The 24,121-nt window shown below is 71.9% G+C and carries 18 protein-coding genes; 13 read left to right on the forward strand and 5 right to left on the reverse strand.

Annotation, left to right across the window (positions count from 1 at the left end):
- Positions 1–159 precede the first annotated feature (159 nt).
- From AB0K18_RS34970 to AB0K18_RS34995, 6 genes are read left to right on the forward strand one after another with little or no spacing between them, the layout of a single operon-like run.
- On the forward strand, positions 160–1,551 hold the full coding sequence (locus tag AB0K18_RS34970) for a hypothetical protein (protein ID WP_364923138.1): 1,392 nt from the start codon (positions 160–162) through the stop codon (positions 1,549–1,551).
- Position 1,552: 1 nt separating this feature from the next.
- Positions 1,553–2,485 (forward strand): sugar ABC transporter permease, encoded by a 933-nt coding sequence (locus AB0K18_RS34975; protein ID WP_364923140.1) that lies wholly within the window; start codon positions 1,553–1,555, stop codon positions 2,483–2,485.
- Positions 2,482–3,309 carry a carbohydrate ABC transporter permease gene (locus tag AB0K18_RS34980; RefSeq protein ID WP_364556309.1) on the forward strand — a complete coding sequence of 276 codons (828 nt, stop codon included), beginning with the start codon at positions 2,482–2,484 and terminating at the stop codon, positions 3,307–3,309. Before AB0K18_RS34975 ends, AB0K18_RS34980 begins: the two co-directional genes overlap by 4 nt.
- Entirely contained in the window at positions 3,306–4,652 is a 1,347-nt protein-coding gene (locus tag AB0K18_RS34985) for a GH1 family beta-glucosidase (protein ID WP_364923143.1), read from the forward strand. The genes AB0K18_RS34980 and AB0K18_RS34985 overlap by 4 nt, the downstream gene beginning before the upstream one ends.
- A gap of 3 nt (positions 4,653–4,655) precedes the next feature.
- The gene (locus tag AB0K18_RS34990; RefSeq protein WP_364923146.1) at positions 4,656–6,365 is read left to right on the forward strand and encodes a hypothetical protein; all 1,710 of its coding nucleotides are present in this window, start codon (positions 4,656–4,658) and stop codon (positions 6,363–6,365) included.
- Positions 6,362–7,876: an FAD-dependent oxidoreductase gene (locus AB0K18_RS34995; RefSeq protein ID WP_364923149.1), complete on the forward strand. Its 1,515-nt coding sequence runs from the start codon at positions 6,362–6,364 to the stop codon at positions 7,874–7,876. The genes AB0K18_RS34990 and AB0K18_RS34995 overlap by 4 nt, the downstream gene beginning before the upstream one ends.
- A 110-nt stretch (positions 7,877–7,986) precedes the next feature.
- Here the strand turns inward: AB0K18_RS34995 and AB0K18_RS35000 are convergent, their stop codons facing one another.
- Positions 7,987–9,717: a beta-N-acetylglucosaminidase domain-containing protein gene (locus AB0K18_RS35000; protein WP_364923152.1), complete on the reverse strand. Its 1,731-nt coding sequence runs from the start codon at positions 9,715–9,717 to the stop codon at positions 7,987–7,989.
- A 38-nt stretch (positions 9,718–9,755) separates the two neighbouring features.
- On the opposite strand from AB0K18_RS35000, the gene AB0K18_RS35005 reads away from it, so the two are divergent.
- From AB0K18_RS35005 to AB0K18_RS35035, 7 genes are all read left to right on the forward strand, one after another.
- Positions 9,756–11,597 carry an MBL fold metallo-hydrolase gene (locus AB0K18_RS35005; protein ID WP_364923155.1) on the forward strand — a complete coding sequence of 614 codons (1,842 nt, stop codon included), beginning with the start codon at positions 9,756–9,758 and terminating at the stop codon, positions 11,595–11,597.
- A complete protein-coding gene (locus AB0K18_RS35010) occupies positions 11,594–12,637 on the forward strand; it encodes a LacI family DNA-binding transcriptional regulator (RefSeq protein WP_364923158.1) in 1,044 nt (347 codons plus the stop codon). Before AB0K18_RS35005 ends, AB0K18_RS35010 begins: the two co-directional genes overlap by 4 nt.
- Positions 12,638–12,946: 309 nt before the next feature.
- Entirely contained in the window at positions 12,947–13,900 is a 954-nt protein-coding gene (locus AB0K18_RS35015; protein ID WP_364923161.1) for an ROK family protein, read from the forward strand.
- Between the two features lie 98 nt (positions 13,901–13,998).
- On the forward strand, positions 13,999–14,583 hold the full coding sequence (locus AB0K18_RS35020) for an SIS domain-containing protein (RefSeq protein WP_355430668.1): 585 nt from the start codon (positions 13,999–14,001) through the stop codon (positions 14,581–14,583).
- Positions 14,580–17,159 carry a glycoside hydrolase family 38 C-terminal domain-containing protein gene (locus tag AB0K18_RS35025; RefSeq protein ID WP_364923166.1) on the forward strand — a complete coding sequence of 860 codons (2,580 nt, stop codon included), beginning with the start codon at positions 14,580–14,582 and terminating at the stop codon, positions 17,157–17,159. Before AB0K18_RS35020 ends, AB0K18_RS35025 begins: the two co-directional genes overlap by 4 nt.
- On the forward strand, positions 17,156–19,153 hold the full coding sequence (locus AB0K18_RS35030; RefSeq protein ID WP_364923169.1) for a hypothetical protein: 1,998 nt from the start codon (positions 17,156–17,158) through the stop codon (positions 19,151–19,153). Before AB0K18_RS35025 ends, AB0K18_RS35030 begins: the two co-directional genes overlap by 4 nt.
- 191 nt (positions 19,154–19,344) lie before the next feature.
- Entirely contained in the window at positions 19,345–20,058 is a 714-nt protein-coding gene (locus AB0K18_RS35035) for a TioE family transcriptional regulator (RefSeq protein WP_364923172.1), read from the forward strand.
- A gap of 174 nt (positions 20,059–20,232) precedes the next feature.
- Here AB0K18_RS35035 and AB0K18_RS35040 read toward each other — a convergent pair whose 3' ends face one another.
- Genes AB0K18_RS35040 through AB0K18_RS35055 form a run of 4 tightly spaced genes read right to left on the reverse strand, consistent with a single transcriptional unit; the run spans position 20,233 to position 24,044 of the window.
- Positions 20,233–20,820: an ATP/GTP-binding protein gene (locus tag AB0K18_RS35040; protein ID WP_345386809.1), complete on the reverse strand. Its 588-nt coding sequence runs from the start codon at positions 20,818–20,820 to the stop codon at positions 20,233–20,235.
- A complete protein-coding gene (locus AB0K18_RS35045) occupies positions 20,801–21,181 on the reverse strand; it encodes a DUF742 domain-containing protein (RefSeq protein WP_345386806.1) in 381 nt (126 codons plus the stop codon). The genes AB0K18_RS35040 and AB0K18_RS35045 overlap by 20 nt, the downstream gene beginning before the upstream one ends.
- Entirely contained in the window at positions 21,178–21,597 is a 420-nt protein-coding gene (locus AB0K18_RS35050; protein ID WP_345386804.1) for a roadblock/LC7 domain-containing protein, read from the reverse strand. The genes AB0K18_RS35045 and AB0K18_RS35050 overlap by 4 nt, the downstream gene beginning before the upstream one ends.
- A complete protein-coding gene (locus AB0K18_RS35055; RefSeq protein WP_364923175.1) occupies positions 21,594–24,044 on the reverse strand; it encodes a nitrate- and nitrite sensing domain-containing protein in 2,451 nt (816 codons plus the stop codon). The genes AB0K18_RS35050 and AB0K18_RS35055 overlap by 4 nt, the downstream gene beginning before the upstream one ends.
- Positions 24,045–24,121: the final 77 nt, after the last annotated feature.

The raw sequence follows: 24,121 nt of genomic DNA on the forward strand, positions 1-24,121 counted from the left end.
TTAACGTCACCGAAACGCAGTGGATGGAGTGGTTGACGGGATTTCAGCGGTATGGGTACGTTCTCAGATGTGTGAACGTTGCCACACTGGCCTGGCGCCACGTGGCCGTCATCAGCATGCCTGATGCCCCGCTTGATCAGTGTGGAGGCGAAACCCCCAATGAGAACCCCACTTGTCCGCTGGTCCGTCCTGTCCGTGTCGCTCGCGCTGGCACTCACGTCGTGTGCCAAGGGCACCGGTGGAGCGGCCGACCCGACCCCGTCGGCAGGCCAGTACAACCCCAGTGCCTCCTACCAGGGCACGATCTCGGCCATGGGCTTCGGCGCGACCGACGAGATCGGGACCACCCGCGTCGATCTGGCCAAGAAGGCGCTCGGCGGCGCCGACGTGAAGCTGATCGAGGGGGACCTGGACATCCAGCAGTTCCTGTCCTCGGTCGCGGCCGGCGACCCGCCGGACATCATCTACGCCAACCGCGACCAGATCGGCACTTTCGCCTCACGTGGTGCGATCATCCCCCTGACCGCCTGCATCCAGGGCGAGCAGATCGACACCTCGATGTACAACCCGAACGCCCTCGCCCAGGTGACCTTCGGTGACGAGATCTGGGCCATCCCCGAGTTCAACCAGGTCCAGATCACGATGGCCAACGCCGACCTGCTCAAGGAGGCCGGCCTGACCATCGACGACGTCAACGGCTCCAGCTGGGAGAAGATCACCGCCGCGACCGAGAAACTGGTCAAGGCGCCCGGCGGCAAGCTCAAGGTGATCGGCTTCGACAGCAAGCTGCCGGAGTTCCTGCCGCTGTGGGCCAAGTCGCTCGGCGCCGACCTGCTCTCCGCCGACGGCAAGACCGCCCAGCTCAACACGCCCGAGGTGGTGAAGGCGCTGGAGTTCGCCGTCTCCATCTACGACGCGCAGGGCGGCTTCGCCAAGGTCAAGGCCGTGCGCGACTCGGCCGACTTCTTCGGCAAGGGCAACCAGTACGCCAAGAACACCCTCGGCGCCATGCCGATGGAGCAGTGGTACGTCAACGTGCTCAACGACGTCTCGCCCAAGGCGCCGCTGGCCTTCGACACCTTCCGCACCCCGGAGGGCAAGGCGCTGGCCTACTCGTCGGGCTCGTCGTGGGCCATCCCCAAGGGCGCCAAGAACCCCGGCGCTGCCTGCCGCTTCGCCAAGTCGATGACCCTGGTCGACACCTGGAAGGCCGCCGCCCAGGCCCGCCTCGACAAGCGCAAGGACGAGGGCAAGCCGTTCACCGGCATCCTCACCGGCAACGTCAAGGCCGACGCCGAGATCGAGAAGATGCTCACCTCCGGCGGCGCCACCTGGGACGCCGGCGTCAAGGCGTTCTACGAGGCCAACAAGAACACCTTCAGCCTCCCCGCCAACCCGGCCGACAAGGAGTTCAAGGACGCCTGGCAGAACGCCGTGAACCGGGTGCTCAACGGCCAGGACGAGCCGCAGGCCGCCCTCGACAAGGCCCAGCAGGACGCCCAGGCGGCGCTGGACAAGGCATGGGCCGGCTGGACGAAGCGTACGAACTGAGATGTCCCCTTCCCGTACCCGAACACCACGACGACGGAGCGCGCGGTTCATCGAGACCAGGGCCGCGCTGCTGTTCATCAGCCCCTGGATCATCGGTTTCCTCGTCTTCACCGCATGGCCCGTCATCAACAGCGCCTACCTGTCGCTGACCGACTACGACGTCATCAACGACCCGAACTACGTCGGCTTCGACAACTACGTGCAGCTCTTCGAGGACCCGAAGGTCGGCCTGGCGCTGTGGAACACGTTCGTGTTCGCCGTGCTGTCGGTGCCGGCCCACCTCGTCGTCGCACTGGGGCTGGCGCTGCTGCTCAACAGCGCCAGCAAGGCCACCGGCTTCTTCCGCACGGCGTTCTTCCTGCCGAAGATGACGCCGCCGGTCGCGATCGGCATCCTGTTGCTGCTGCTGTTCAACGGCCAGGACGGCCTGATCAACGCCTTCCTCGGCGTCTTCGGCATCGACGGCCCGGCGTGGACCACCGACCCGAACTGGGTCAAGCCGGCCCTCGTGCTGATGAACCTGTGGACGGTCGGCTCCTCCGTGGTCATCATCCTGGCCGCGCTGCGCGGCGTCCCGCAGGAGCTGTACGACTCCGCCCTCGTGGACGGCGCCGGCTGGTGGAAGCGGCTGCTGCGGATCACCGTGCCGATGATCAGCCCCACGCTGTTCTTCCTGTTCATCGTGGACAGCATCAACGCCCTGCAGTCGTTCACGGAGGCGTACACCGCCTTCTTCGGCGCCGGCAACACCACCTACAGCAACGACGCCGCGCTGTTCTACGCGATCTACCTGTTCCAGCAGGCCTTCGAGTTCCTGCACATGGGGTACGCCTCCGCGCTCGCCTGGCTGCTGTTCATCGTCATCATGGCGATCACGGCCGTGCAGATCGTGGTGACCAGGCGCTACGTCCACTACGAAGGGGGTAACCCATGAGGCGCGCCGCGAAGATCCTGACCTGGGTCGCGCTGGGCGCGTTCACCGTCGCGTTCATCTACCCGTTCATCTGGCTGCTCAGCGCGTCCTTCAAGCCGCGCAGCGAGGTCTTCGACAACCGGCTCATCCCCGAGACGTTCACCTTCGACAACTACATCCAGGTGTGGCAGGAGGCCCCGCTCGGCCTCTGGATGGCCAACACGCTGCTGGTGACGGTGCTGGCGGCGGTGGCCGTGACGATCACCAGCGCGATGGTGGCCTGGGGGTTCGCCTACTTCCGCTTCCCCGGCAGGAACGCGCTGTTCGGCGTGGTGCTGGCGACGATGATGCTGCCGGGCGCGGTCACGATGATCCCGGTCTTCCTCATCTGGAACTCGCTCGGCGCGGTCGGCACGCTGACGCCGCTGTGGGCCCAGAACCTGTTCGGCAGCGCCTTCTACATCTTCCTGCTGCGGCAGTTCTTCATGGGCCTGCCGCGCGAGCCGTTCGAGGCGGCCAAGATCGACGGCGCGAACAACTGGAAGATCTTCACCCGCATCGCCCTGCCCTTGTGCAAGCCGGCGGTCGTGGTGACCCTGCTGTTCGAGTTCCAGGCCGCCTGGACCGACCTCATGCGGCCGCTCATCTACCTGCGCGACTCCGAGACCTTCACCGTGCCGCGCGGGCTGAAGGCGCTGCTCGACCAGTTCGGGTTCGGCGGCGAGTGGCACTGGGAGATCGTCATGACGGCCAGCGTCATCACCACCATCCCGATGATCATCCTGTTCTTCCTCGGCCAGAAGCACTTCATCAAGGGCATCGCGACGACGGGAAGCAAGGGATGAGCTTTCCTGACGGATTCCTCTGGGGCGCGGGCACCTCGGCGTACCAGATCGAGGGACATCACGGCCGGGGCGCGTCGGTGTGGGACGCCTTCTGCCGCCGCCCCGGCGCGATCGAGGGCGGCGGCGACGGCTCGCGGGCCTGCGACTCGTACATGCGCTGGCGCGAGGACATCGAGCTGATCAAGGAGCTGGGCCTGACCGCCTACCGCTTCTCGACCGGCTGGTCCCGCGTCATGCCCGACGGCGCCAACCCCGACCCGAAGGCGCTCGACCACTACGAGCGGTTCACCGACGCGCTGCTGGAGGCGGGCGTCGAGCCGGTGCTGACGCTCAACCACTGGGACATGCCGGCCGGGCTGAGCTGGGCGGACCGCTCTTCCGTAAACGCTTTCACCGCGTACGCGCAGGCCGTCGCCGACCGGCTGGCCGACCGCGTCACCTGGTGGATCACCCAGAACGAGCCCTGGATCATCGCGCTGCTCGGCTACCAGCTCGGCCTGCACGCGCCCGGCCTCGCCGACCTCGGCACCGCCGTCAAGGCCGGGCACCACGTGCTGCTCGGCCACGGCGCCGCCGCCGACGTGCTGCACGCCCACCCGGGCGTCCAGGCAGGCTGCGCGCTCAGCCTCTTCCCCTGCGACCCCGCGACGGACAGCGACGAGGACCGCGCGGCGGCCGCAGGCTCCGACGGCTACGTCAACCGGTGGTACCTCGACCCGCTGCTCGGCGACGGCTACCCCGCCGACATGCGCGAGCACTGGGAACGGGCGCTCGGCCACGGCCTCGACTTCATCGCCGACGGCGACGAGGCCGCCATCGGCGGGCGCAGCGACTACCTCGGCATCAACTACTACACGCGCCGCGTCATGGCCGCCGCGCCGCCGGCTCCGTTCCCCTGGAAGGTGGTCGGCCCGAGCGGCGACGTCGCGCGGACCGACGAGGGCTGGGAGATCAACCCCGGCGCGCTGCGCGACCTGCTCATCGGCCTGTCCCGCCGCTTCCCCGGCGTCCCCCTCATGATCACCGAGAACGGCGGGGTCTTCGGCGACGCCCCCACGCACGACGGCCGGGTCCATGACAACCGGCGTATCGCGTACCTGCGCGACCACGTCGAAGCCGTCGGCGCCGCCATCGACGCGGGCGCCGACGTGCGCGGCTACCTGCACTGGTCGCTCATGGACAACTTCGAGTGGGCCCTGGGCTACCGGCCCAGGTTCGGGCTCGTGCACGTCGACTACGCGAGCGGCGTGCGTACCATCAAGGACTCCGGGCGCTACTACGCCCGGCTCATCGCGGCGGGCGGCACGGCGCCCGCCACACCCAGGATCGAGGCTTTCGGCTAACCCATGCGGATCACCACCACGGACACCGCCCACTACGTGGACAGTGGCCATTACCGCCTGACCGTCTCCCGCACCGACGCCAGCGCCGAGCTCGAAGGGTGGCTGTCGGTCAACCTGCTGGCCTCGGTCAACACCAGGGGCGGGCGCGACGAGACGTACGAGACGCTGCCGCCCGTGCTCGCGGAGCGCGACGGCGTGGCCGTCTTCGACTTCCCCCAGCGCACCACCGAGTGGCAGAGCAAGACGGTCCGGCTGACCTGTACGCCAGAGACCATCGCGGTCGAGGTGCGGGTCGAGGGCGAGGGCGTGCTCAGCGACGTGACGCTGCTCGGCGGCCGGGCCGTGCTCAACACCAGGGCGGCCGGCACGTTCCGCTCCGGGGTGCACGCGCGCGGCGTGTTCAGCCCCACGCCCGCCCATCCGGTGAACGTGGTGCGGCCGGTGTCCGCGCCGGTCGCGCTGACCGTCGTCGGCGACGCCTCCCCCGGACGGCTGCACGCGGTCTTCTCGCCGCCGCCGCTGGTGCTGGCCTTCTGCAAGGACGCGCCCGCCGGGCCGACCGCGGTGCCGGACGGGCCGTGGCTGGGCGCGTCCGTACGGGCCGGGATCGCCGGCCTGACCTTCACCGAGCTGACGTACGAGCCGCTCGACGGCGGCGCCCTGCTGCGCTTCGACTACGAGGGCCACACCGAGGTGCGCGGCTCCTGGACCTCGCCCGCCGTCGTGTTCCGGCTGGCCGGCTCGCCCTGGGAGGCGATCGCCCAGCACCGCGCCGACCTGGTCGAGCACGGCCTGGCACCCCAGGGGCCGGCGGGGGAGCGGGCCGCGTGGTGGAGCGAGCCGATCTTCTGCGGCTGGGGCGCCCAGTGCGCCAGGGCCGACGGCGTCTCGCCGGTCACGCTGTCCCGCCAGGACCTCTACGACGAGTGGCTGGGCAGGCTTGAGGAGCACGGCGTGGTGCCGGGCACGATCGTCATCGACGACCGCTGGCAGCTCACGTACGGCGACCTGGAGACCGACGAGGACAAGTGGCCCGACCTGCGCGCGTGGATCGCCGCCAGGCACGCCCGCGGGCAGCGCGTGCTGCTGTGGTGGCGGGCCTGGTCGGCCGACGGCCTGCCGGTCGAGGAGTGCGTGACCGACGCGGGCGGCCGGGCCGTGGCCGCCGACCCGTCGAACCCCGCCTACCGGCAGCGGGTCCGCGCCATCATGGAGCGCCTGCTCGGCGAGCTCGACGCCGACGGGTTCAAGATCGACTTCACGCAGTGGTCGCCGAGCGGCTCCCACCTGAAGACGTACGGCTCCACCTGGGGCATCGCCCTCCTCCACGAACTGCTGGCGACCATGTACGACGCCGCCAAGCAGGTCAAACCCGACGCCCTCATGATCACCCACACCCCGCACCCGGCCTTCGCCGGCGTCAGCGACATGATCAGGCTCAACGACGTGCTGGAGGTCGACGCGGCCGGCGACCCCGTGCCCGCCGTCGACCAGCTCCGCTACCGCCACGCCGTCGCCGCGGCCGCCATGCCGAACCACCTCATCGACACCGACCAGTGGCCGATGCCGAGCAGGGCCGACTGGCTCGCCTACGCCGAGGCGCAGCCCGGCCTGGGCGTGCCCGCGCTCTACTACGTCGAGTCCATCGACAACAGCCGCGAGCCGATCACCGGCGACGACCTGCGGCGGATCGCCGCGTGGTGGCGGCGATGAGGCAGGCCGAGGTCGTCGTCTACGGCGCCACGTCGGCCGGCGTGTGCGCCGCCGTGGCCGCCGCCCGGCGCGGCCTGGACACCGTGCTGCTCGAACCCGGCGGGCACGTCGGCGGCATGACCTCCGGCGGGCTCGGCTACACCGACATCGGCGACGCCCGCGTGCTCGGCGGCATGGCGGCCGAGTTCCGCCAGGCCGTCGCCGACGCCTACGGGGTCGCGCCGGGCCACTACGCGGGCCCCGAGCCGCACGTCGCCGAGCGGATCTTCCTGTCGTGGCTGGAGCGGGCCGGGGTCGAGGTCGTCTTCGGCGCCGCCCTGCGCACCGTCGTCACCTCCGGCGAGCGGATCTTCTCCGCCGCCACCCTGCGCGGCGACTACGCGGGCGGCGTCTTCGTGGACGCCGGCTACGAGGGCGACCTGATGGCCGCCGCAGGAGTGAGCCACCGGGTCGGGCGCGAGGACAGGGCCCTGCACGGCGAGCGATTCGCCGGGCGGCGCGAGGTGGTGCCCGGCATGCACAACTTCCCGCCGTACGTCTCGCCGTTCCGCGCCGACGGCACGCTGCTGCCGCAGGTCGCCGACGGCCCCATGGCCGAGGTGGGCGAGGGGGACGGCGGCGTCATGTCGTACGGCTACCGCGTCTGCATGTCCACCGCGCCGGACCGCATCCCGTTCTCACGCCGGCCCGGCTACGACGACGAGCACTGGGAGCTCGGCCGCCGGCTCTTCCGCCACTGGCGCGAGCAGGGCGTCTCGCCGCGGGCCGGGCGGCTCGTCGGGCTGGAGCCGAACCTGCCGAACGGCAAGGCCGACGGCAACTCGCTCGGGCCGTTCTCGCTGAGCGTGCTCGACCGCTCCGCCTGGGCCTACCCCGACGCGGGGCCCGAGGAGCGCGAGCGCATCCGCCTGCACCACCTGCACCACGCCCAGGACCTGCTGTACTTCCTCTCCCACGACCCCGAGGTGCCCGCCGTCGTGCGGGCCGAGCTGGGCCGGTGGGGGCTGCCCGCCGACGAGTTCGCCGACACCGGGCACCTGCCGCACCAGCTCTACGTCCGCGAGGCGCGGCGCATGCTGGGCGAGGCGCACCTCACCGAGCACGACCTGGTCGAGGGGCGGCGGCATCCCGACGCGGTCGCCATGGGGTCGTACCACCTCGACATCCGCGAGGTGCAGCGGACCTGGCGCTGGGTCTACGAGCACCCCGACCCCATCCCCATGGTGGTGACCGAGGGATACCTGTCGGTGGGGGTGGCCCCGTACCAGATCCCGTACCGGGCGCTGGTGCCGCGCAGGGAGGAGTGCGCGAACCTGGTCGTGCCGGTGTGCGTGTCGGCCTCGCACGTGGCGTTCTCCTCCATCCGGATGGAGGTCCAGTACCAGATGCTCGGCCACGCCGCGGGCCTCGCCGCCGCCCAGGCCGCGGCGACCGGCAAGGCGGTCCAGGACGTGGACGTGACCGCCCTCCAGGAGGAATTGACCGCCGCCGGCCAGGTCCTCTCCCTCTGAGCTGCCGGCCTTGGGGCCTGCGGCTTCGTCCCTCCGGCCCCCTGCCCCCGCTCGTTCTGGAACGAGTGCGCGCCCGCCGCGGCTCCTTGCCCGGGGCGGGCGTTCGTGTGTCAGGACGGAGTGCCGGCGCGGGTGAGGACCTCACGGACGAAGGGTGGGATGACGCGGCGCAGGACGTTCGCCTCGTGGGCCTCGGCGCGGGTCAGCGCCTCCGTCACCTGGGCCGGCGTGCGGCCTTCGACGCCCTCCAGGAGGTCGAGGGCGGCCAGGCCGGCGGCGGCCATGTCGTGGGCGGCCGGCACCCAGCGGGCCAGCTCACGTGCCAGCGCGCTCGGCGCGTCGGTGGGCAGTGCGGCCAGCCGGCCCAGCTCGGCCCGCAGCCGCTCACCGGCCCCACCGGCCCCACCGGCCCCACCAGCCCCATCGGCACCACCAGCCCCATCGGCCCCGGCTTGCAGCGCAGCTCCGTCTTCCGGCGCCGCCCCGTTCTCCAGGACGGCCGTGCACAGGGCGGTCAGTTCGGGGCTTTGGTCGGCGCTCGGGGGCCAGGAGGAACAAGCCTCCACCAAAGGCAGCAGGTCGGTCGCGCCGGGCACCAGGCGTACCGCGCGCTCATGCGAGCGGGCCGGGTCGTACGCCGCCAGGTGCCAGGCGTAGTCGGCGACCGTGGTCAGCGCGATGCGTGAGGCCGCCGCCTCCACCATGGGGTTGGCGGTGATGCCTTCGAGGGGCACACCGTCCAGCTCCGTCGAGCGCCCGATCAGCGGCCCGAGGAAGACCCGGGCGAAGTCGAAGTCGTTGACGGGGAAGTTGTCCCACAACGCCACCCGATGCCCGTAGGAGGCCGCCGCGGCCCGCATGTCGTCGGCGGAGATCGCGCCCACGACGATGTCGGACCCGGTCCACCAGACCAGCACGTCGGCGGGCAGCTCGGCCGCCAGCCGGTCGCGGTAGGCCGAGCGCGCGGTGCCCGCGTAGTCGGTGGGCACCATGGTCAGCGGCCGGTCGGCGCCGTGCGGGGCGAGGAAGTGCTCGGCGAAGTCGCGGCACACCGCCGCGTGGGCGCTCGCGCTCGCGCCCTCCGCCGTGCCGAACGCCGCCTTGTCGGGCTCGTGGCCCAGCTCGGGCGGGATGTCGTCGAAGAGCAGCGCGTACTCCCTGACGCCGGCCTCCCACACCTGCTCGGCCTTGGCGCGCAGCGCCGCCCGCTCGGCCGGGTCGCTGTAGACCATCGACAGGCCGGGGCTGAGCGCGAAGACGAACCTGACGTGCTGCGCCGCCGCCTCCGCGACCAGCTCGCCGAGCCTGGCCAGCTCCTCCTCGGGGTACGGCTCCCGCCACCGCTCCCGGTGGAAGGGGTCGTCCTTGGGCGCGTACACGTAGGTGTTGAGCTTGTGCCGCCCGGAGAAACGCAGGTGCTCCATGCGCTCGGCGTGGCTCCACGGGGTGCCGTAGAAGCCCTCGATCGTGCCCCGGAGCGGCAGGTCGGGCCAGTCGCGCACGTCGCACTCCGGCACGCACCGCCCATGCGTCTCGCAGGGTGCGGCGGCCAGCGCGAGCAGGGTCTGCGCGCCGTAGAACGCCCCCGCGGGGTCGGCGCCGGTGATCACCGCGCCGGACGGGCCCGCGCTCAGCGTGTAGCCCTCGGGCGGCAACTCGGCGTCCAGCCGTACGTCGATGGTGAGGGAGGCGGCTGCCGCGTCGCCCAGGGCGGTGGTGAGGGCGGCGACGGCGCGTACGGCGGCGGGGTCGCCCGTGATCCGGCAGGCGCTCAGAACCAGATGTTCGCTACCGATGGTGGCCTTTTTCGGACAGGGAACAATCCACTCCAGGGCATCCATTGTGGGAACGATACCGGATAGACTCCTGGCCCGTGGGTATGGAAGTAACCGAAGTCGCGCCCGGGGTGCTCCGCGTCGAGGACACCTGCAACGTCTACGTCATCAAGGCCCCGGGCGAGCCGGGAGAGCCGCGCACCGGCATCGCGATCGACTTCGGTTCCGGCCGGGTGCTCGACCTGCTGGGCGAGCTCGGCCTCGACCGCATCACCGACGTGCTGGTCACCCACCACCACCGCGACCAGGTCCAGGGGCTGCATCGGGCGGCCGGGGCGGGCGTCGCGATCCACGTGCCGCCGGTCGAGCGCGACCTGTTCGACAAGGTCGACGAGCTGTGGTCGGGCCGCCAGATCCACAACGACTACGACCTGCGCGACGACCGGTTCTCGTTGCTGGAGCCGGTCGAGGTCACCGGTGTGGTGCCCGAATATCGGACGGCCCGATACGGCGGGGTGGACGTACGCGTGCTGCCCACCCCCGGCCACACGCCCGGCTCGGTGACGTACGTCGTCGGCAGGACGGCCTTCACCGGCGACCTGATCTACGCGCCCGGCAAGGTGTGGTCGCTGGCCGCCACCCAGTGGTCGTACACCGAGAACGAGGGCCCCGCCATGGTGGTCGTCAGCGCTGAGCTGCTCCGGCGCGAGGACCTCGACGTGCTGCTGCCCTCGCACGGCGACCCGATGAGCGACCCGGCCGACGCGCTGTCCAGGCTCTCGTCCGCCATGCAGCGGTACGTCGACTTCCGCCGCCCACGCCCCTGGGACGTGCGCGGCCTGCTGGAGAACCCGTTCATCGAGGTCACGCCGCACCTGCTGATGAACAGGAGCAGCCAGTCCTACAGCTACGTGCTGCTGTCGGAGTCGGGCGCGGCCATGGTCTTCGACTTCGGCTACGACATGTGCACCGGCCTCGTGAAGAGCACCGCCCGCGAGGCGCGGCGGCCCTGGCTGGCCTCGCTGCCCGCGCTGCGCGAGCACTACGGCGTCACCGCCGTCGAGGTGGCCGTGCCGACCCACTACCACGACGACCACGTGGCCGGCATGCCGCTGCTGCGCGACGTCGAGGGCACGGAGATCTGGGCACCTTCCCACATCGCGCCCATCCTGGCCACGCCGCTCCACCACGACCTGCCGTGCACGTGGTTCGACCCCATCCCCGCCGACCGGGTGCTGGGACTGGGGGAGACCGTGCGGTGGCGGGAGTACGAGATCACGGTCCACGACCTGCCCGGGCACACGATGTTCGCGGCGGCGTACGCGTTCGAGGTGGACGGGCACCGGGTGCTGGTGACCGGCGACCAGCAGGACGGATTGGGCGTTCCGGGCGAACGGCAGGAAATCCTGAATTTTCAGTACAAGAATAGGTTCCGGATCGAGGACTATCGGAAGAGCGCCGCGCTCTACAACCGGCTGCGGCCCGACCTCATGGTCAGCGGCCACTGGCGTCCCCGCTGGGTGGACGACGACTACCTGCACATGCTGGCCGAACGAGGTGAGGAGCTGGTCGCGCTGCACCACGACCTGCTCCCGTCCGGGCGGTTCGATCTCGGTGCCGACGGGGTGCTGTGCCGCCTGACGCCGTACTATACGAGCGTCCCCGCGGGCGGCGAGATCACGCTGACGGCCACCGTGCGCAACCCGTGGCCGGACAAGGCCGTGGCCACCATCGAGCCTGTGGTGCCGCCCGGCTGGCGGCGCGAGCCGGGATCTTTGACGCTTAGGCTGCCCGGAGGGGGTATGGAGCAGGTGCATCTGCGGCTCGGCGCGCCCGCGGAGCCGCGCCGCCGCGTACGCCTGGCAGTCGATCTGACCATCGGCGACCTGCGCCTCGGACAGCACGCCGAGGCGCTGGTCGACGTGGTCGCGGAAGGGAACCGATGACCGTAGAACGGCGCAGCACCCCCGTCAGCCGTTCCCGCCGTCCCACGATCAAAGACGTCGCCGAGGCCGCGGGCGTCTCGCGCTCCACGGTCTCCCGGGCGCTCACCGGGCGCGGTTACGCGGCCAGCGACGTACGCGAACGCGTGCTGCGCGCCGCCGAGGAGCTCGGCTACGTCCCCGACGTCATGGCCCGCACGCTCAAGCAGCAGGTCAGCCGGTCGGTCGGGGTGCTGGTCAGCGATCTGCGCAACCCGTTCTACGCCGAGCTGGCCGCCGGGGCCAGCAGCGCCGCCCGTGAGCGCGGCTACACCATGGTGCTGGCCGACACCAGCCTGTCCGGCGAGACCGAGAGCGAGGCGGCAGAGGCGCTGGTGGCGCTCCGGGTGGCCGGGGTGATCGTGACCCCCAACTCCTCCGCCGTGTCCACCTACCTGTCCTCCCACGGCATCCCGGTCGTCGAGGTCGACCGCCAGTTCGCGGCCGGCTCGACCGACGGGGTCGTGGTCGGCAACCGCGTCGGCGCCCGTACGGCCACCGCCCACCTCGTCAAGCTCGGCCACCGCCGCATCGCGCTGTTCATCGACGAGACCGACTGGACCACCGGCTACGAGCGCTACCAGGGCTACCTCGAGGCGCTGACGGCCGGAGGCATCACCGTCGACCCCGAGCTGGTCGTCTCCTCCGGCTGGGACGTCGCCGACTCCCGCCGCCGGGCCCTCGACATGCTGAGCGGCCCCGACCGTCCCACCGCCGTGTTCGCCGCCAACAACGTGCTCGCCGAGGGCGTCTGGCGGGCCATCGGCGAACGCGGCCTCGCCGTGCCGAGCGACATCAGCCTGGTCGCCTTCGACGACGCGCCCTGGATGAGCATGGTCTCGCCCCAGGTCACCGCCGTCTCCCAGGACACCTTCAACCTGGGCGCGACGGCCGTGCGCCGGCTGCACGAGCGCATCGAGATGCCCGAGTCCGACTCGGTCACCACGGTGCTGAACGTCCACCTCATCGAACGCGAATCCACCACCCACCCCCCGGCCCTTTGACGCCACTGAAGGCCCGGCGACTCCCGCGACCCCCGCGACCCCCGCGATCCGAAGACTCCGCCGACCCGGCGACCCGCGTCACGCCTGCGTGCCGCCCGCGCCCGCGTGACGCCCCGTGACCTGGTACGCGCCGGCCTTCCGCGACCTCCGGGGTCCGCCGCATCCGCCTCCGGCGACCCCTGCGATCTGACATTTCTCCCGTGGCGTGCGTTGACCCGCGGGGAAAACTCGCCCTAGGATCCGATGTGGGAACGATGTCATAGGCATGTGCGTCAGTCGTTCCCAGTCGGAGGCCCAATGGAGCACGATTTGCCCCCCGTTCTGTCGCTCGACATCGGCGGCACCAAACTCGCCGCGGGCGTGGTCACAGGCGATGGCCTGATCCACGGCTGGCAGCTCGCCCCCACCCACAGGGAGGAGGGGCCGCGAGCCGTCCTGACCAGGCTGTTCGACCTGGGCAGGAAGGCGATCGCGGAGGCCGGCCTGCCCGAGGTGGCCGCCGTGGGCATCTCCTGCGGCGGGCCGCTGAACACGGTGACCGGCGTGCTGGAGTGCCCGCCGCACCTGCCGGGCTGGGTCGACATCCCGATCTGCGCACTGGCCACGGAGGCGTACGGCCTCCCCGCGGTCCTTGAGAACGATGCCACGGCCGCCGCGCTGGGCGAATTCCGTTACGGCGCGGGACGCGGCACCAGCACCATGCTCTACCTGACGATCTCCACGGGCGTCGGCGGCGGCTCGGTCATCGGCGGCCGGCTCCACCGGGGCGCGGCCGGCAACGGCGGCGAACTGGGCCACGTCATGGTGCGCCCAGGCGGTCGCCGCTGCTCGTGCGGCCGGATGGGCTGCCTGGAGGCGTACGCGTCCGGCACCTCCATCGCCGAGCGCGCCTGGGAGGCGCTGGCCGCCGGCCGCACCTCGTCCCTGTCCGCCATCGAGCGACCGACCGCCGAGGACGTCTCCCGCGCCGCCGAGGCGGGCGACCCGCTCGCGGTCGAGATCTGGGACGAGACCACATGGGCCCTGGGCAGCGCGCTCACCGACCTGGTGAACGCGTTCGAGCCGGAGCTCGTCGTGCTCGGCGGCGGCGTCACCCGCTCCGGCTCCCGGCTCCTCGACCCCGTCGCCGCGGCGGTCGCCAGAGACGCCATGCCGCCGGCCGCCCGCAGCGCGCGCATCGAGCTCGCCACGCTCGGCGCCGGCGTGTGCGTGGTCGGCGCCGGCGCCGTCGCCCACGACCTCGTCACCGGCGCCGCCCGCTGACGCACACCCATGGCGAAGGCCCCGCCCCCAGACGGAACCACGGGCCCTCGCTCCGACGGTGCCCAATACTGCACAGACCTAGCACCAGGAAAGACCAAATGCCCGACGTATCTCCCATGCCCGAGCTGCTGGCGCAGCACGTCGATGGCCATCTCGCCGCCGCGCGCGGCATGGCGGCGCTGCTGCCCGCCGTCGAAGCCACCGCTGACCTGCTCATCGAGACCTTCACCAGGGGCGGCACCCTCTACACGGTGGGCAACGGCGGCAGCGCGGCCGACGCCCAGCACCTGACCGGCGAGCTGATCGGCCACTACCGGCGCGACCGCCGCCCGCTGCCCGCCGTGACGCTCACCACCGACGCCACGGTCATGACCTGCATCGCCAACGACTACGTCTACGACGACGTCTTCGCCCGCCAGGTCCAGGCGCTGGCCAGGCGGGGCGACGTGGTGGCCGCCTTCACCACCAGCGGAAACTCCCCGAACGTGGTCGGCGCCCTGCAGGCCGCACAGACCAATGGAGCGGTGACGGTACTCTTCGGCGGCGGCGACGGTGGCAAGGCCGCCGCGTACGCCGACCACCTCCTCCTCGCCCCCAGCACCGAGACCCCGCGCATCCAGGAGATCCACACACTGATGCTGCACATGATCAGCGACAAGGTCGACGCTTGGGCGGCCGCATGACCAGGCGTCCCTCCAGGCAGCGCGCCCCCATGGCGAACGCGCCCTCCGGCGCCCAGCCGCGCGACCTGCCCCGCGCACCCCGTCCGGTGGCCACCCCGGGCCGCACCCTGCACATGATCGGCAACGCCCACCTCGACCCGGTGTGGCTGTGGCCGTGGCAGGAGGGCTACCAGGAGGCGCGGGCCACGTTCTGGTCGGCGATCCACCGCATGGACGAGTACCCCGACTTCGTCTTCACCTGCGACCAGGTCGTGCTGCTCTCGTGGGTGGAGGAGTCCGACCCCGAGCTGTTCGCCAGGATCCAGGAGAAGGTGGCAGAGGGCCGCTGGGTGATGACCGGCGGCTGGTGGGTGGAGCCCGACTGCAACATGCCCTCGGGCGAGTCGTTCGTCCGCCAGGGCCTGTACGGCCAGCGCTACCTCAAGGAGAAGTTCGGCGTCACCGCCACGGTCGGCATGAACGTCGACCCGTTCGGCCACAACGCCATGCTGCCCGCCATCCTGCGCGGCCAGGGCATGGACTCCTACACCTTCCTGCGCCCGGCGCCGCACGAGAGCGAGCTGCCCGGCACGATGTTCTGGTGGGAGGCGCCGGACGGCAGCCGGGTGCTGGCGTACCGCATCCCGTTCGAATACTGCAGCCCGCCCGGCGACGTCGGCGGACAGACCGAGAAGGCGCTCGCCCAGCTCGACCGCTCGCTCGGCGACCTGATGATCTTCTACGGCGTGGGCAACCACGGCGGCGGCCCCACCAAGGCCAACATCGAGTCCATCCACCGCTACGACCGCATGGGCACGTACGGCGAACTGACCCTGTCCTCGCCGCGCCGCTACTTCGACGAGATGGTCAAGCGGCTCGGCGAGCAGGGCCTGGCCGAGCTGCCCGTGTGGCGCGACGACCTGCAGCACCACGCGGCCGGCTGCTACTCGTCGCACTCCGGCATCAAGGCGTGGCAGCGCCGCGCCCAGGCGGCGGTGCTGTCGGCCGAGCGGTGGGCCGCGATCGCCGGCCACGACGCCCGCGCCGACCTGGAGCGGGCCTGGAAGCAGGTGCTGTTCAACCAGTTCCACGACGTGCTGCCCGGCTCGGCCATCGAGCCCGCCTACGACGACGCCCGCGACCAGCTCGGCGAGGCCGTCGCCATCTCCAAGCGCATCATCACCAGGGCGCACAACGTGATCGCCCGCGACGTGCAGGTGCCCGAGGAGACCGGCACCCAGCCGGTGATCGTGTTCAACCCGCACCCGTGGCCGGTCAGCACCCGCGTCGAACTGCAGTACGGCGTCGCGCCGAACGGCGTGCACGTCGTGGACGCGGACGGCGCCGACGTGCCGTGCCAGCGCACCCAGTCCGTCGCGACCACCGACGACAAGGGCCGCGGCGCCACCGTGTTCAAGGCCGAGCTGCCGCCGCTGGGATACCGCCTCTACCGGCTGCGCCAGGGCCCCGGCATGAACCCCGGCGGCACCCTGGAGGCGTCCGAGCACCACCTCGAGAACGACGTGCTGCGCCTGGAGCTCGACCCGGTCACCGGCTGGCTGTCCAGCCTGGTCGACAAGCGCACCGGCGTGGACCTCGTGGCCGGCGCGTCCGGCGAGCACACGCAGATCTGTGAGGACCCCACCGACACGTGGGGCCACCGCGTCGTCTCCTACGACTGGCCGGGCCAGCCCATGGCCGTCACCGACATCGTGCTGCGCGAGCACGGGCCGCTGCGCGCCCGCATCCGCGTCGAGCGCGAGTGGGGCCGCTCCACCATGGCCGAGGAGTTCATCCTCGGCGCCGGTGACGACGACGCGGTCGAGGTGCGGGTCACGCTCGACTGGCGGGAGCAGGCGCACCTGATGAAGCTGCGCTTCCCGGTCGGTCTGGAGAGCCCGGTGGCGACGTACGAGATCCCGTTCGCCCACCTCACCAGGCCCATCGACGGCGCCGAGGAGCCGGCGCAGTCGTGGGTGGACCTGTCGGGCTCGGTCAACGGCACCCGCGCGGGCCTCGCCGTGGTCAACAACGCCAAGCACGGCTACGACGTCGCCCCTCCCGGTCCCGGCCGCAGCCACAGCATCGGCATCACCGCCGTGCGCAGCCCGGTCTACTCCTGGCACGACCCCAGGCTGCTCGACCCCGACGGCTTCTACTCCTTCCAGGACCAGGGCGTGCAGCGGTTCTCGTACCTGCTGGTGCCGCACGCCGGCGACTGGCGCGCGGCCGGGCTGACCCGGCGCGCGGCGCTGCTCGGCTCGCCGGTGCGGGCCATGCTGGAGAGCTTCCACGACGGCCCGCTGCCCGGCTCGCGCGGCTACCTGGACGACGGCGGCGGGCAGGTGATGGTCACCGCGGTGAAGCTGCACGAGGACGCGCCGCGCGACCTGGTGGTCAGGGCCGTCGAGACCACCGGCAAGGCCGGGACGGCGACGCTGAACATCCCGGTCGCCGGCATCCGGCTCACCGCCGACTTCGGCCCCAGCCAGATCCGCACGTTCCGGATCCCGCTGGACGACCCGCTCTCGGCGGTGGAGACCGACCTGGTGGAACTGGAGACCCGCAAGGGCGCCTTCACCGTGGAGCCGTGGTGACCGACGACCCCGGCCCCGCCGGTGCGGCGGGGGAGACGGACCCGCACCCGCCCGGTGACACATCAGCGGCGGCCGGGGGTCTCTCGGCGGTGGCCGCCCCAGGGGCCGCGGGGACCGAGCCCGTGGTGATCGCCGTGCCGGACGGGGGCGAGGCGCGGGTCGAGGTGCTGGGCGCGGGGCCGTTCGCGGTGGGCTGGCGCTGGGGCGAGCGGCTGCCGACCGGCCGCCGCGAGCTCCGGCTCCACCTGCGCTACGACGGCGCGGAGCCGGCCGCCGCCACCGTACGCGTCAGCAGGTCGGTGGCCTCGGCCGCCGCCCCGTGGTGGCTGATCCCCGGCCTGTTCTATGGCGAGAACCGCCCGGCCGGCTGCCACCGCGTCTTCCCGCGCTTCGAGCCGGGCGCCGACCGTCCCGGCGAGATGGTCTCGGCGTCGTGGGGCTTCCGCGCCGACCGGGCCGCCACCCCCGCCGTCCTGGTGTGGGGCGACGACGGCGGCGCCGCGCTGATCGCCGACGAGGTCTCGCCGCTCGGCATCACCGGCCTGGAGCTCTCCTACGACGACGGGCGGGCGACGGCCGCGCTGCTGTTCCCGTACCGGGAGCATCCGGTCACCTACTACGGCTCGGCGGACCCGCTTCCCGCCCAGGCCGCCACCCACGTCTGGCAGCCGGGCGAGGCGCGCACGCTGACGCTCGCCACCGCGCCGCTGCCGGCCGACCGGCACGCGTACGCGCCGCTGCTGCGCGAGGACCGTGACCTGAGGCTGCCCGGCGCGCCGATCGAGCCGTGGGAGGACGTCACCACCGCCGCGGGCATCGCCGCCGAGGGCCTCTACCGCTGGCACTACGACCCCGACCCCGGCGTGCTGCTGGAGACCGTCGGGTTCGACAGGGAGGTGAGCGGCGGCGACGGGCAGCGGGTGGACCGGCAGGCCATGCACGTGGGCTGGGTGAGCGGCATCCCGTGGGCGGCGGCGCTCCTGGAGCACGGCCTGCGCACCGGACGTCCCGAGCACGTCGCCGCCGCCGAGCACGTCATCGGCTTCATCTGCGCGAACCTGTCGCCGTCCGGGACGTTCTGGGGCACCTGGTACCGCAAGACCGGGTGGGCGCAGAGCTGGAGCCCGGTCAAGGGAGCGCTGCACGCGCGCACGCTCGGCGAGGCCACCCTGTTCCTGCTGCGCGCGCTGCGCCTGCGGCCGAGCCCCGAGTGGGCGGCCGCCGCCCGGTCCAACCTGGACGTCATGGTCGCCCGCCAGCGCCCCGACGGCAACCTGGGCACCCTGCACCACGCCGTCACCGGCGAGGTGCTGTCGTGGTCGGGCGCGTCCGGCCTGACCTGGGTGGCCGCGCTCGCCGAGTCCGGCGACCCCGGTGACCTGCGGGCGGCCGAGCGGGCGGGGGAGTACTACGCGAGGTTCGTCGAGGACGAGTTCATCTACGGCGCGCCCGAGGACGTGGACCTCGCGCCCACCTCCGAGGACGGGTACGCGGCGGTGATGGCGTACATGGCGCTGCACCGGCGCACCGGCGCGGCCCGCTGGCTCGGCCTCGCCCGCCGGGCCGCCGACTGGATGCTCACCTTCCGCTACACCTACAACGTGCGCTTCGGGCCGCGCACCCCGCTCGGCGTGTACGGCTTCGCCACCCGGGGCGCCGACCAGGCGTCGCCGTCGAACCAGCATCTGCACGCGTACGGGCTGGTGTGCACGGCCGAGCTGGCCGAGCTGTCGGAGGCGCTGGGGGATCCGTACTACGCGGAGCGGGCCCAGGAGACCCTCGACTGCTTCCGCCAGCTCCTCCCCGCGGCCGACGGCGACCTCAACGCCTACCGCGGCATGATCACCGAACGCTACTACCAGACGGACTGCTTCCAGCCGAAGGGCATGTACCTGACGCTGTCGCACGCCTGGAGCGCCGGCGTGCTGCTGCTGGCCTGCGAACAGGTCCTCGCCGCCAAACCGGGCGACGCCTACCGCGCGGCCCCCACCTGACCCCCACCTGACCCCCACCTGACGCCGGCCGGCCGGCGAGCCACCCGACGCCGGCCGCCCGCCCGGCCCAGGGCCTCCGGCGCTCCCGGCCTCCGCTCGCTCGACGGTAGGGTTGGACTCTCGTTGAAGCTCTGACCCGGTGCCGCGCCGCATGGCGGTGCGGCACCCTCAAACGCGGTGAGGTGGCGTCGATGCCCGGTGGCCGACTGCGGCCGGTGGACCTGGCCCGGCGGCACGGCCTGTCCACGCAGGCGGTGCGCAACTACGAGGAGGCCGGCATCCTGCCCCCGGCCGCCCGCACGGAGAGCGGCTACCGGGCCTACACCGAGCGCCACGCCCAGGCCCTGGCCGCGTTCATCGCGCTGATCCCCGCTCACGGCCACCGCACGGCCACCGCGATCATGCAGGTGGTCAACAGGGGCGAGACGGACGCGGCGCTGAAGCTGATCGACGAGAGCCACGCCCAGCTCCTCGACGACCGTCGCACCCTCCAGGCCGTGGCGGAGGCGCTGCGCGCGCTGGCGCCCGCCAAGCCGGTGGAGTCAGGGGTGACGTTCATCGGCCCGCTGGCCAGGAAGCTCGGCATCCGTCCCGCCACCCTGCGCAAGTGGGAGCGCGCGGGGCTGGTGCAGCCGGGCCGCGACCCGCGTACGGGCTACCGCGTCTACACGGGGGCCGACGTCCGCGACGCCCGCCTCGCCCACCAGCTCAGGCGCGGCGGCTACCTGCTGGAGCAGATCGCCCCGCTGATCGCCCAGGTCCGGGCGGCGGGCGGCCAGGAGCCGCTGGAGAGCGCCCTGCACGAGTGGCGCGGCCGCCTCTCGGCCCGCGGCCGCGCGATGATCAAAGGCGCCGCCGCACTCGACGCCTACCTGACCGGCCACCTGGAGAAACCCACGCCCTGAGCCCGCCCGAGACGCGAACGGGCGGACTCAGCAGCCGTTCCGCCGAGCGGGTCGGCGGAACGGGCCTGAACCGGGGCCGACCGCGGGCCGACCGGGGCCGACCGGGGCCGACCGGGGCCGACCGCGGGCCGACCGGGGCCGACCGCGGGCCGACCGGTGGGTCGGTGGGGTGGGTCAGCTGCCGACCGGTTCGGCGCGGAGCCGGGCCGAGTGCTTGACCAGCGTGATCAGCACCTCACGGCTGGAGTCGCGCTTGCGCGCGTCGCACATGATGATCGGCACGTCGGGCCCGAGCTGCAGCGCGAGGCGTACCTCTTCCAGCTCGAACGTCGGCGCGCCCTCGAAGCAGTTGACCGCCACCACGAACGGCGTGCCCCGCCGCTCGAAGTAGTCGACCGAGGGGAAGCAGTCGGCCAGCCGCCGGGTGTCGGCCAGGATGACCGCGCCCAGCGAGCCCTCGGCCAGTTCGTCCCACACGAACCAGAACCGCTCCTGGCCGGGCGTGCCGAACAGGTACAGGACATAGTCGTTGCCGAGCGTGATGCGGCCGAAGTCCATCGCCACGGTGGTGGTGCGCTTGGCCTCCACCGAGGTGAGGTCGTCGACGCCGATGCCGCGATCGGTCAGCACCTCCTCGGTGCGCAACGGCCGGGTCTCGGAGACCGCGCCCACCATCGTCGTCTTGCCCGCGCCGAAGCCGCCCGCGATCAGGATCTTGATCGCCGTCGGGAGGCGCGGACGCTCAGAGCGAGCGAAGGCCATCGAGCACCGCCCTGTACATCTTCATGTCGTGCATGTCCACCTCGGATCGGGGTTCCTGGGCAGAGACGAGTTCGCGGTCGAACAGGTCACCGAGCAGCACCCGGATCGTGCCGGCCGGCAGATCCAGGTAGGCGGCGATCTCGGCGACGGACTTGGGCTCGCGGCAGAGCTGCAGGATGCGCAGGTGCTCGGGGTCCAGCCCGGCGTCGGGCCCTGGCGGCGGGCCCACCGCCAGGGCCATGGAGATCAGGTCGAACCTGCCGTGGGCAGGCTGGGTACGGCCACGGGTCACGACGTAGGGGCGGATGATCTCCGGGTCCACCCAGTGTTCGTCCGTGGGCTCGCCGTCCGGGGCTCTCACCGGTCGCTCCTGGCGGCGGCCTCGGCGTTGCGGGCGCCGGAGGTCAGGTATTGGCCGACCCTGGCGACCAGCATCGCCATCTCGTACGCCACCAGCCCGATGTCGGCGTGCTGCCCGCACAGGACGGCGAGGCAGGCCCGCTCACCGGCGGTCGTCACGATGAGGAACTGGCTCTTCCACTCGACGACCGTCTGCCTGACCTGGCCGCCTGAGATGTGGTCGGAGACGCCCTTGGCCAGGCTCTGGAGCCCGGAGGCGACGGCTGACAGGTGCTCGCCGTCGGTGCGCTGCAACGCGGCCGACGAGGCCATCAGCAGTCCGTCGGACGACAGCACGATGGCGTGCTCCGCATCCTTGATGCGGCCGACGAGGTCGTCGAGCAGCCAGTTGAGGTCGGTGCCGGCCGTGGGACTCATTCCTCACCTCCCGTGTGCTCATCCAGCATCTTGGCCGCGTCGGAACGGCCGAGACGGGTGCCTGACTGCAGGGATCCCATCATCGCGCGGATCTCCTCCGGCGATCGCTCGTCATCGTCCTCCTCGATGTCGGGCTGCGTGGGGGTCTCGTCACGCAGCGCTGGCGCCAGGTTGGCCTGGGGCACCCGGAAGGGCAGCCCCGACGGTGTGAACTCGGTCACGGATTGCTGCTCCGGATCGGCCGGCGTTTCGGTCCGGGGTGGTTCTGGGGCGGGCGCGGGCTCACGGACGGGCCTGTTCACGCGCTCGGGCCTGTTCACGCGCTCGGGCCTGGCCGCGGGTTCGGGCCTGGCCGCGGGCTCGGGCGCCTTGCGGGGCAGGGGCTCCTTGACCTCGCGCACCGGGGTGGGGGCCGCGAGCGGGGCGGCCGACCGCGCCGACTTGAGCGTGCGGACGTTCTCCGCCATCGGCCTGGTCGCCGTGGCGACGCCCGCCTCCCTGCCGTTCTCCCGCCCGGGTTGCCGGCGGGGCAGCCGCTCGCGGCCGTCGTCGCGGGGCTCGGGCGACGGGTCGAGCTGGACGAGCTCCTGCGGCAGCAGCACCACGACGGTCGTGCCGCCGTACGGGGACGACTTGAGCACCACCTGGATGTCGTGCCGCTTGGCGAGCTGGCTGACCACGTAGAGGCCCAGCTGGGCGGTGCCGGAGAGGCGGAACTCCGGCGGGTCGGCGATGCGCTCGTTGGCCGCGTCGAGGTCCTCGGGCTTCATGCCGAGCCCGCGGTCCTCGATCTCGATGACGTAGCCGTTGGCCACGAGCTGGCCGCTGACCTGCACGTTGGTGTAGGGCGGCGAGAACGACACGGCGTTCTCGATCAGCTCGGCGAGCAGGTGGATGACGTCACCGACGGCCCGGCCGGCCAGCACGACGTCGCCCATGGGCATGAGCGAGACGCGGGTGTAGTCCTCGACCTCGGCCAGGGCGCCGCGGACGACGTCCACCATGGGGACCGAGCGGCGCCACGTACGGGCGGGGGACGAGCCGGACAGGACGATGAGGTTCTCGGCGTTGCGCCGCATCCGGATGGCCAGGTGGTCGAGCCGGAACAGCTCCTTCAGCTCCTCCGGGTCGGTCTCGCGGCGCTCCATCACGTCGAGGACGGTCAGCTGGCGGTGCACCAGGCCCTGCGTCCTGCGGGCCAGGCTGAGCAGGATGTCGCGGATGCTGCGGCGCAGCTCGGCCTGCTCGGCGGCGACGGCGATGGCGGTGCGCTGCACGGTGTTGAACGCCTGGCCCACCTGCCCGATCTCGTCGTCACCGAAGTCGAGCGCGGGGGCCTCTCTGGCGACGTCGACCTTCTCGCCGCGGCCGATGCGCTCGACCACGCTCGGCAGGCGGTCGTCGGACAGCTCGTGCGCGGCGTCGCGCAGCTTCTGCAGCTGGGCGAACAGGGCACGCGCGGTGGTGATCGACAGGATGATCGAGGCGATGACCGCGATCAGGCCGAGACCACCGGCCAGGACCAGCCGGACGATGACGTTGACGGCGACCGGGACCGAGCGGTCGACCAGGCGGTCACCGGCGCCGAGGACCATCGTGTTGAGGTCGTTGAGCGCGCGGTCGGTGGCCTGGCGCCAGGTCGGGGCGCTGAACGGCACGCTGCCGGTGTCGGGGCCCTGCTCGGCGACGAGCGTCTCCAGGTTGCGCAGCCGGGTGAACGACTGGCCGTTGATGACCTTCTCGTACTCGCCCTGGTCGAAGTCCGACAGCTCGGCGCCTGCCTGGTCGGCCACCACCTTCCATGCGCCGGTGGTGGCGACGAACTGCGCGTGCTCGGAGGCCGAGAGCCGCCCGTTGACCAGCGCGCCGGACAGCAGCGCGTCCTCCTTGGAGATGATGTCGCGGGCCCGGCTCAGCGCGAGCAGGTTACGGATGTCACTGGCCAGGACCTTGTCGTCGAGCGTGGCCAGGGCGCCGTAGAGGTTGTAGATCGAGTCGATGACTTCGCTGTAGGCGTCGGTGGTCGACACCCGGTTCAGCCGGCCGGCATCGACGGCCTGGCGGGTCTGCTTGATCGTGTCGAGGCGGCGGAAGACCTCGTTGAGCCGCTCGGAGCCCTCTTCGTCGGTGGCCCAGCCGACGAGCGTGGCGGTGGCGGCCTCCTTGAAGGTGGCGAGCGTGCCGTCGGAGCGCTTGCGCTGGGCCTCGAGGTCCTTGCGGGAACGTGAGGTGGGGTCGCTCAGGTGGACGGCCGAGATCCGGCGCTCCTTCTGCAACTCGACGAGCAGAGGCTCACTCGGATCGACCACGCTGTCGTTGACCTGGGTGACCCACAGGAGGTTGACGCCCTCGCGTAGAGTGACCCATGCCGCGAAGACCCACAGCGCCGCCAGGGAGAGTAGCAGAGCCGTGACTTTGGTCCGCAGTCTCGTATTGCGGAAGCCCATTTTACCCACCCTGAGAAAGTGTTAATCGAGTGCTGGCCACCAGCTCACTCGGCGGTGGCAACGGACGGTGTCGATCA

The sequence above is a fragment of the Nonomuraea sp. NPDC049421 genome (assembly GCF_040677005.1).
Taxonomy (GTDB): Bacteria; Actinomycetota; Actinomycetes; order Streptosporangiales; family Streptosporangiaceae; genus Nonomuraea; species Nonomuraea salmonea.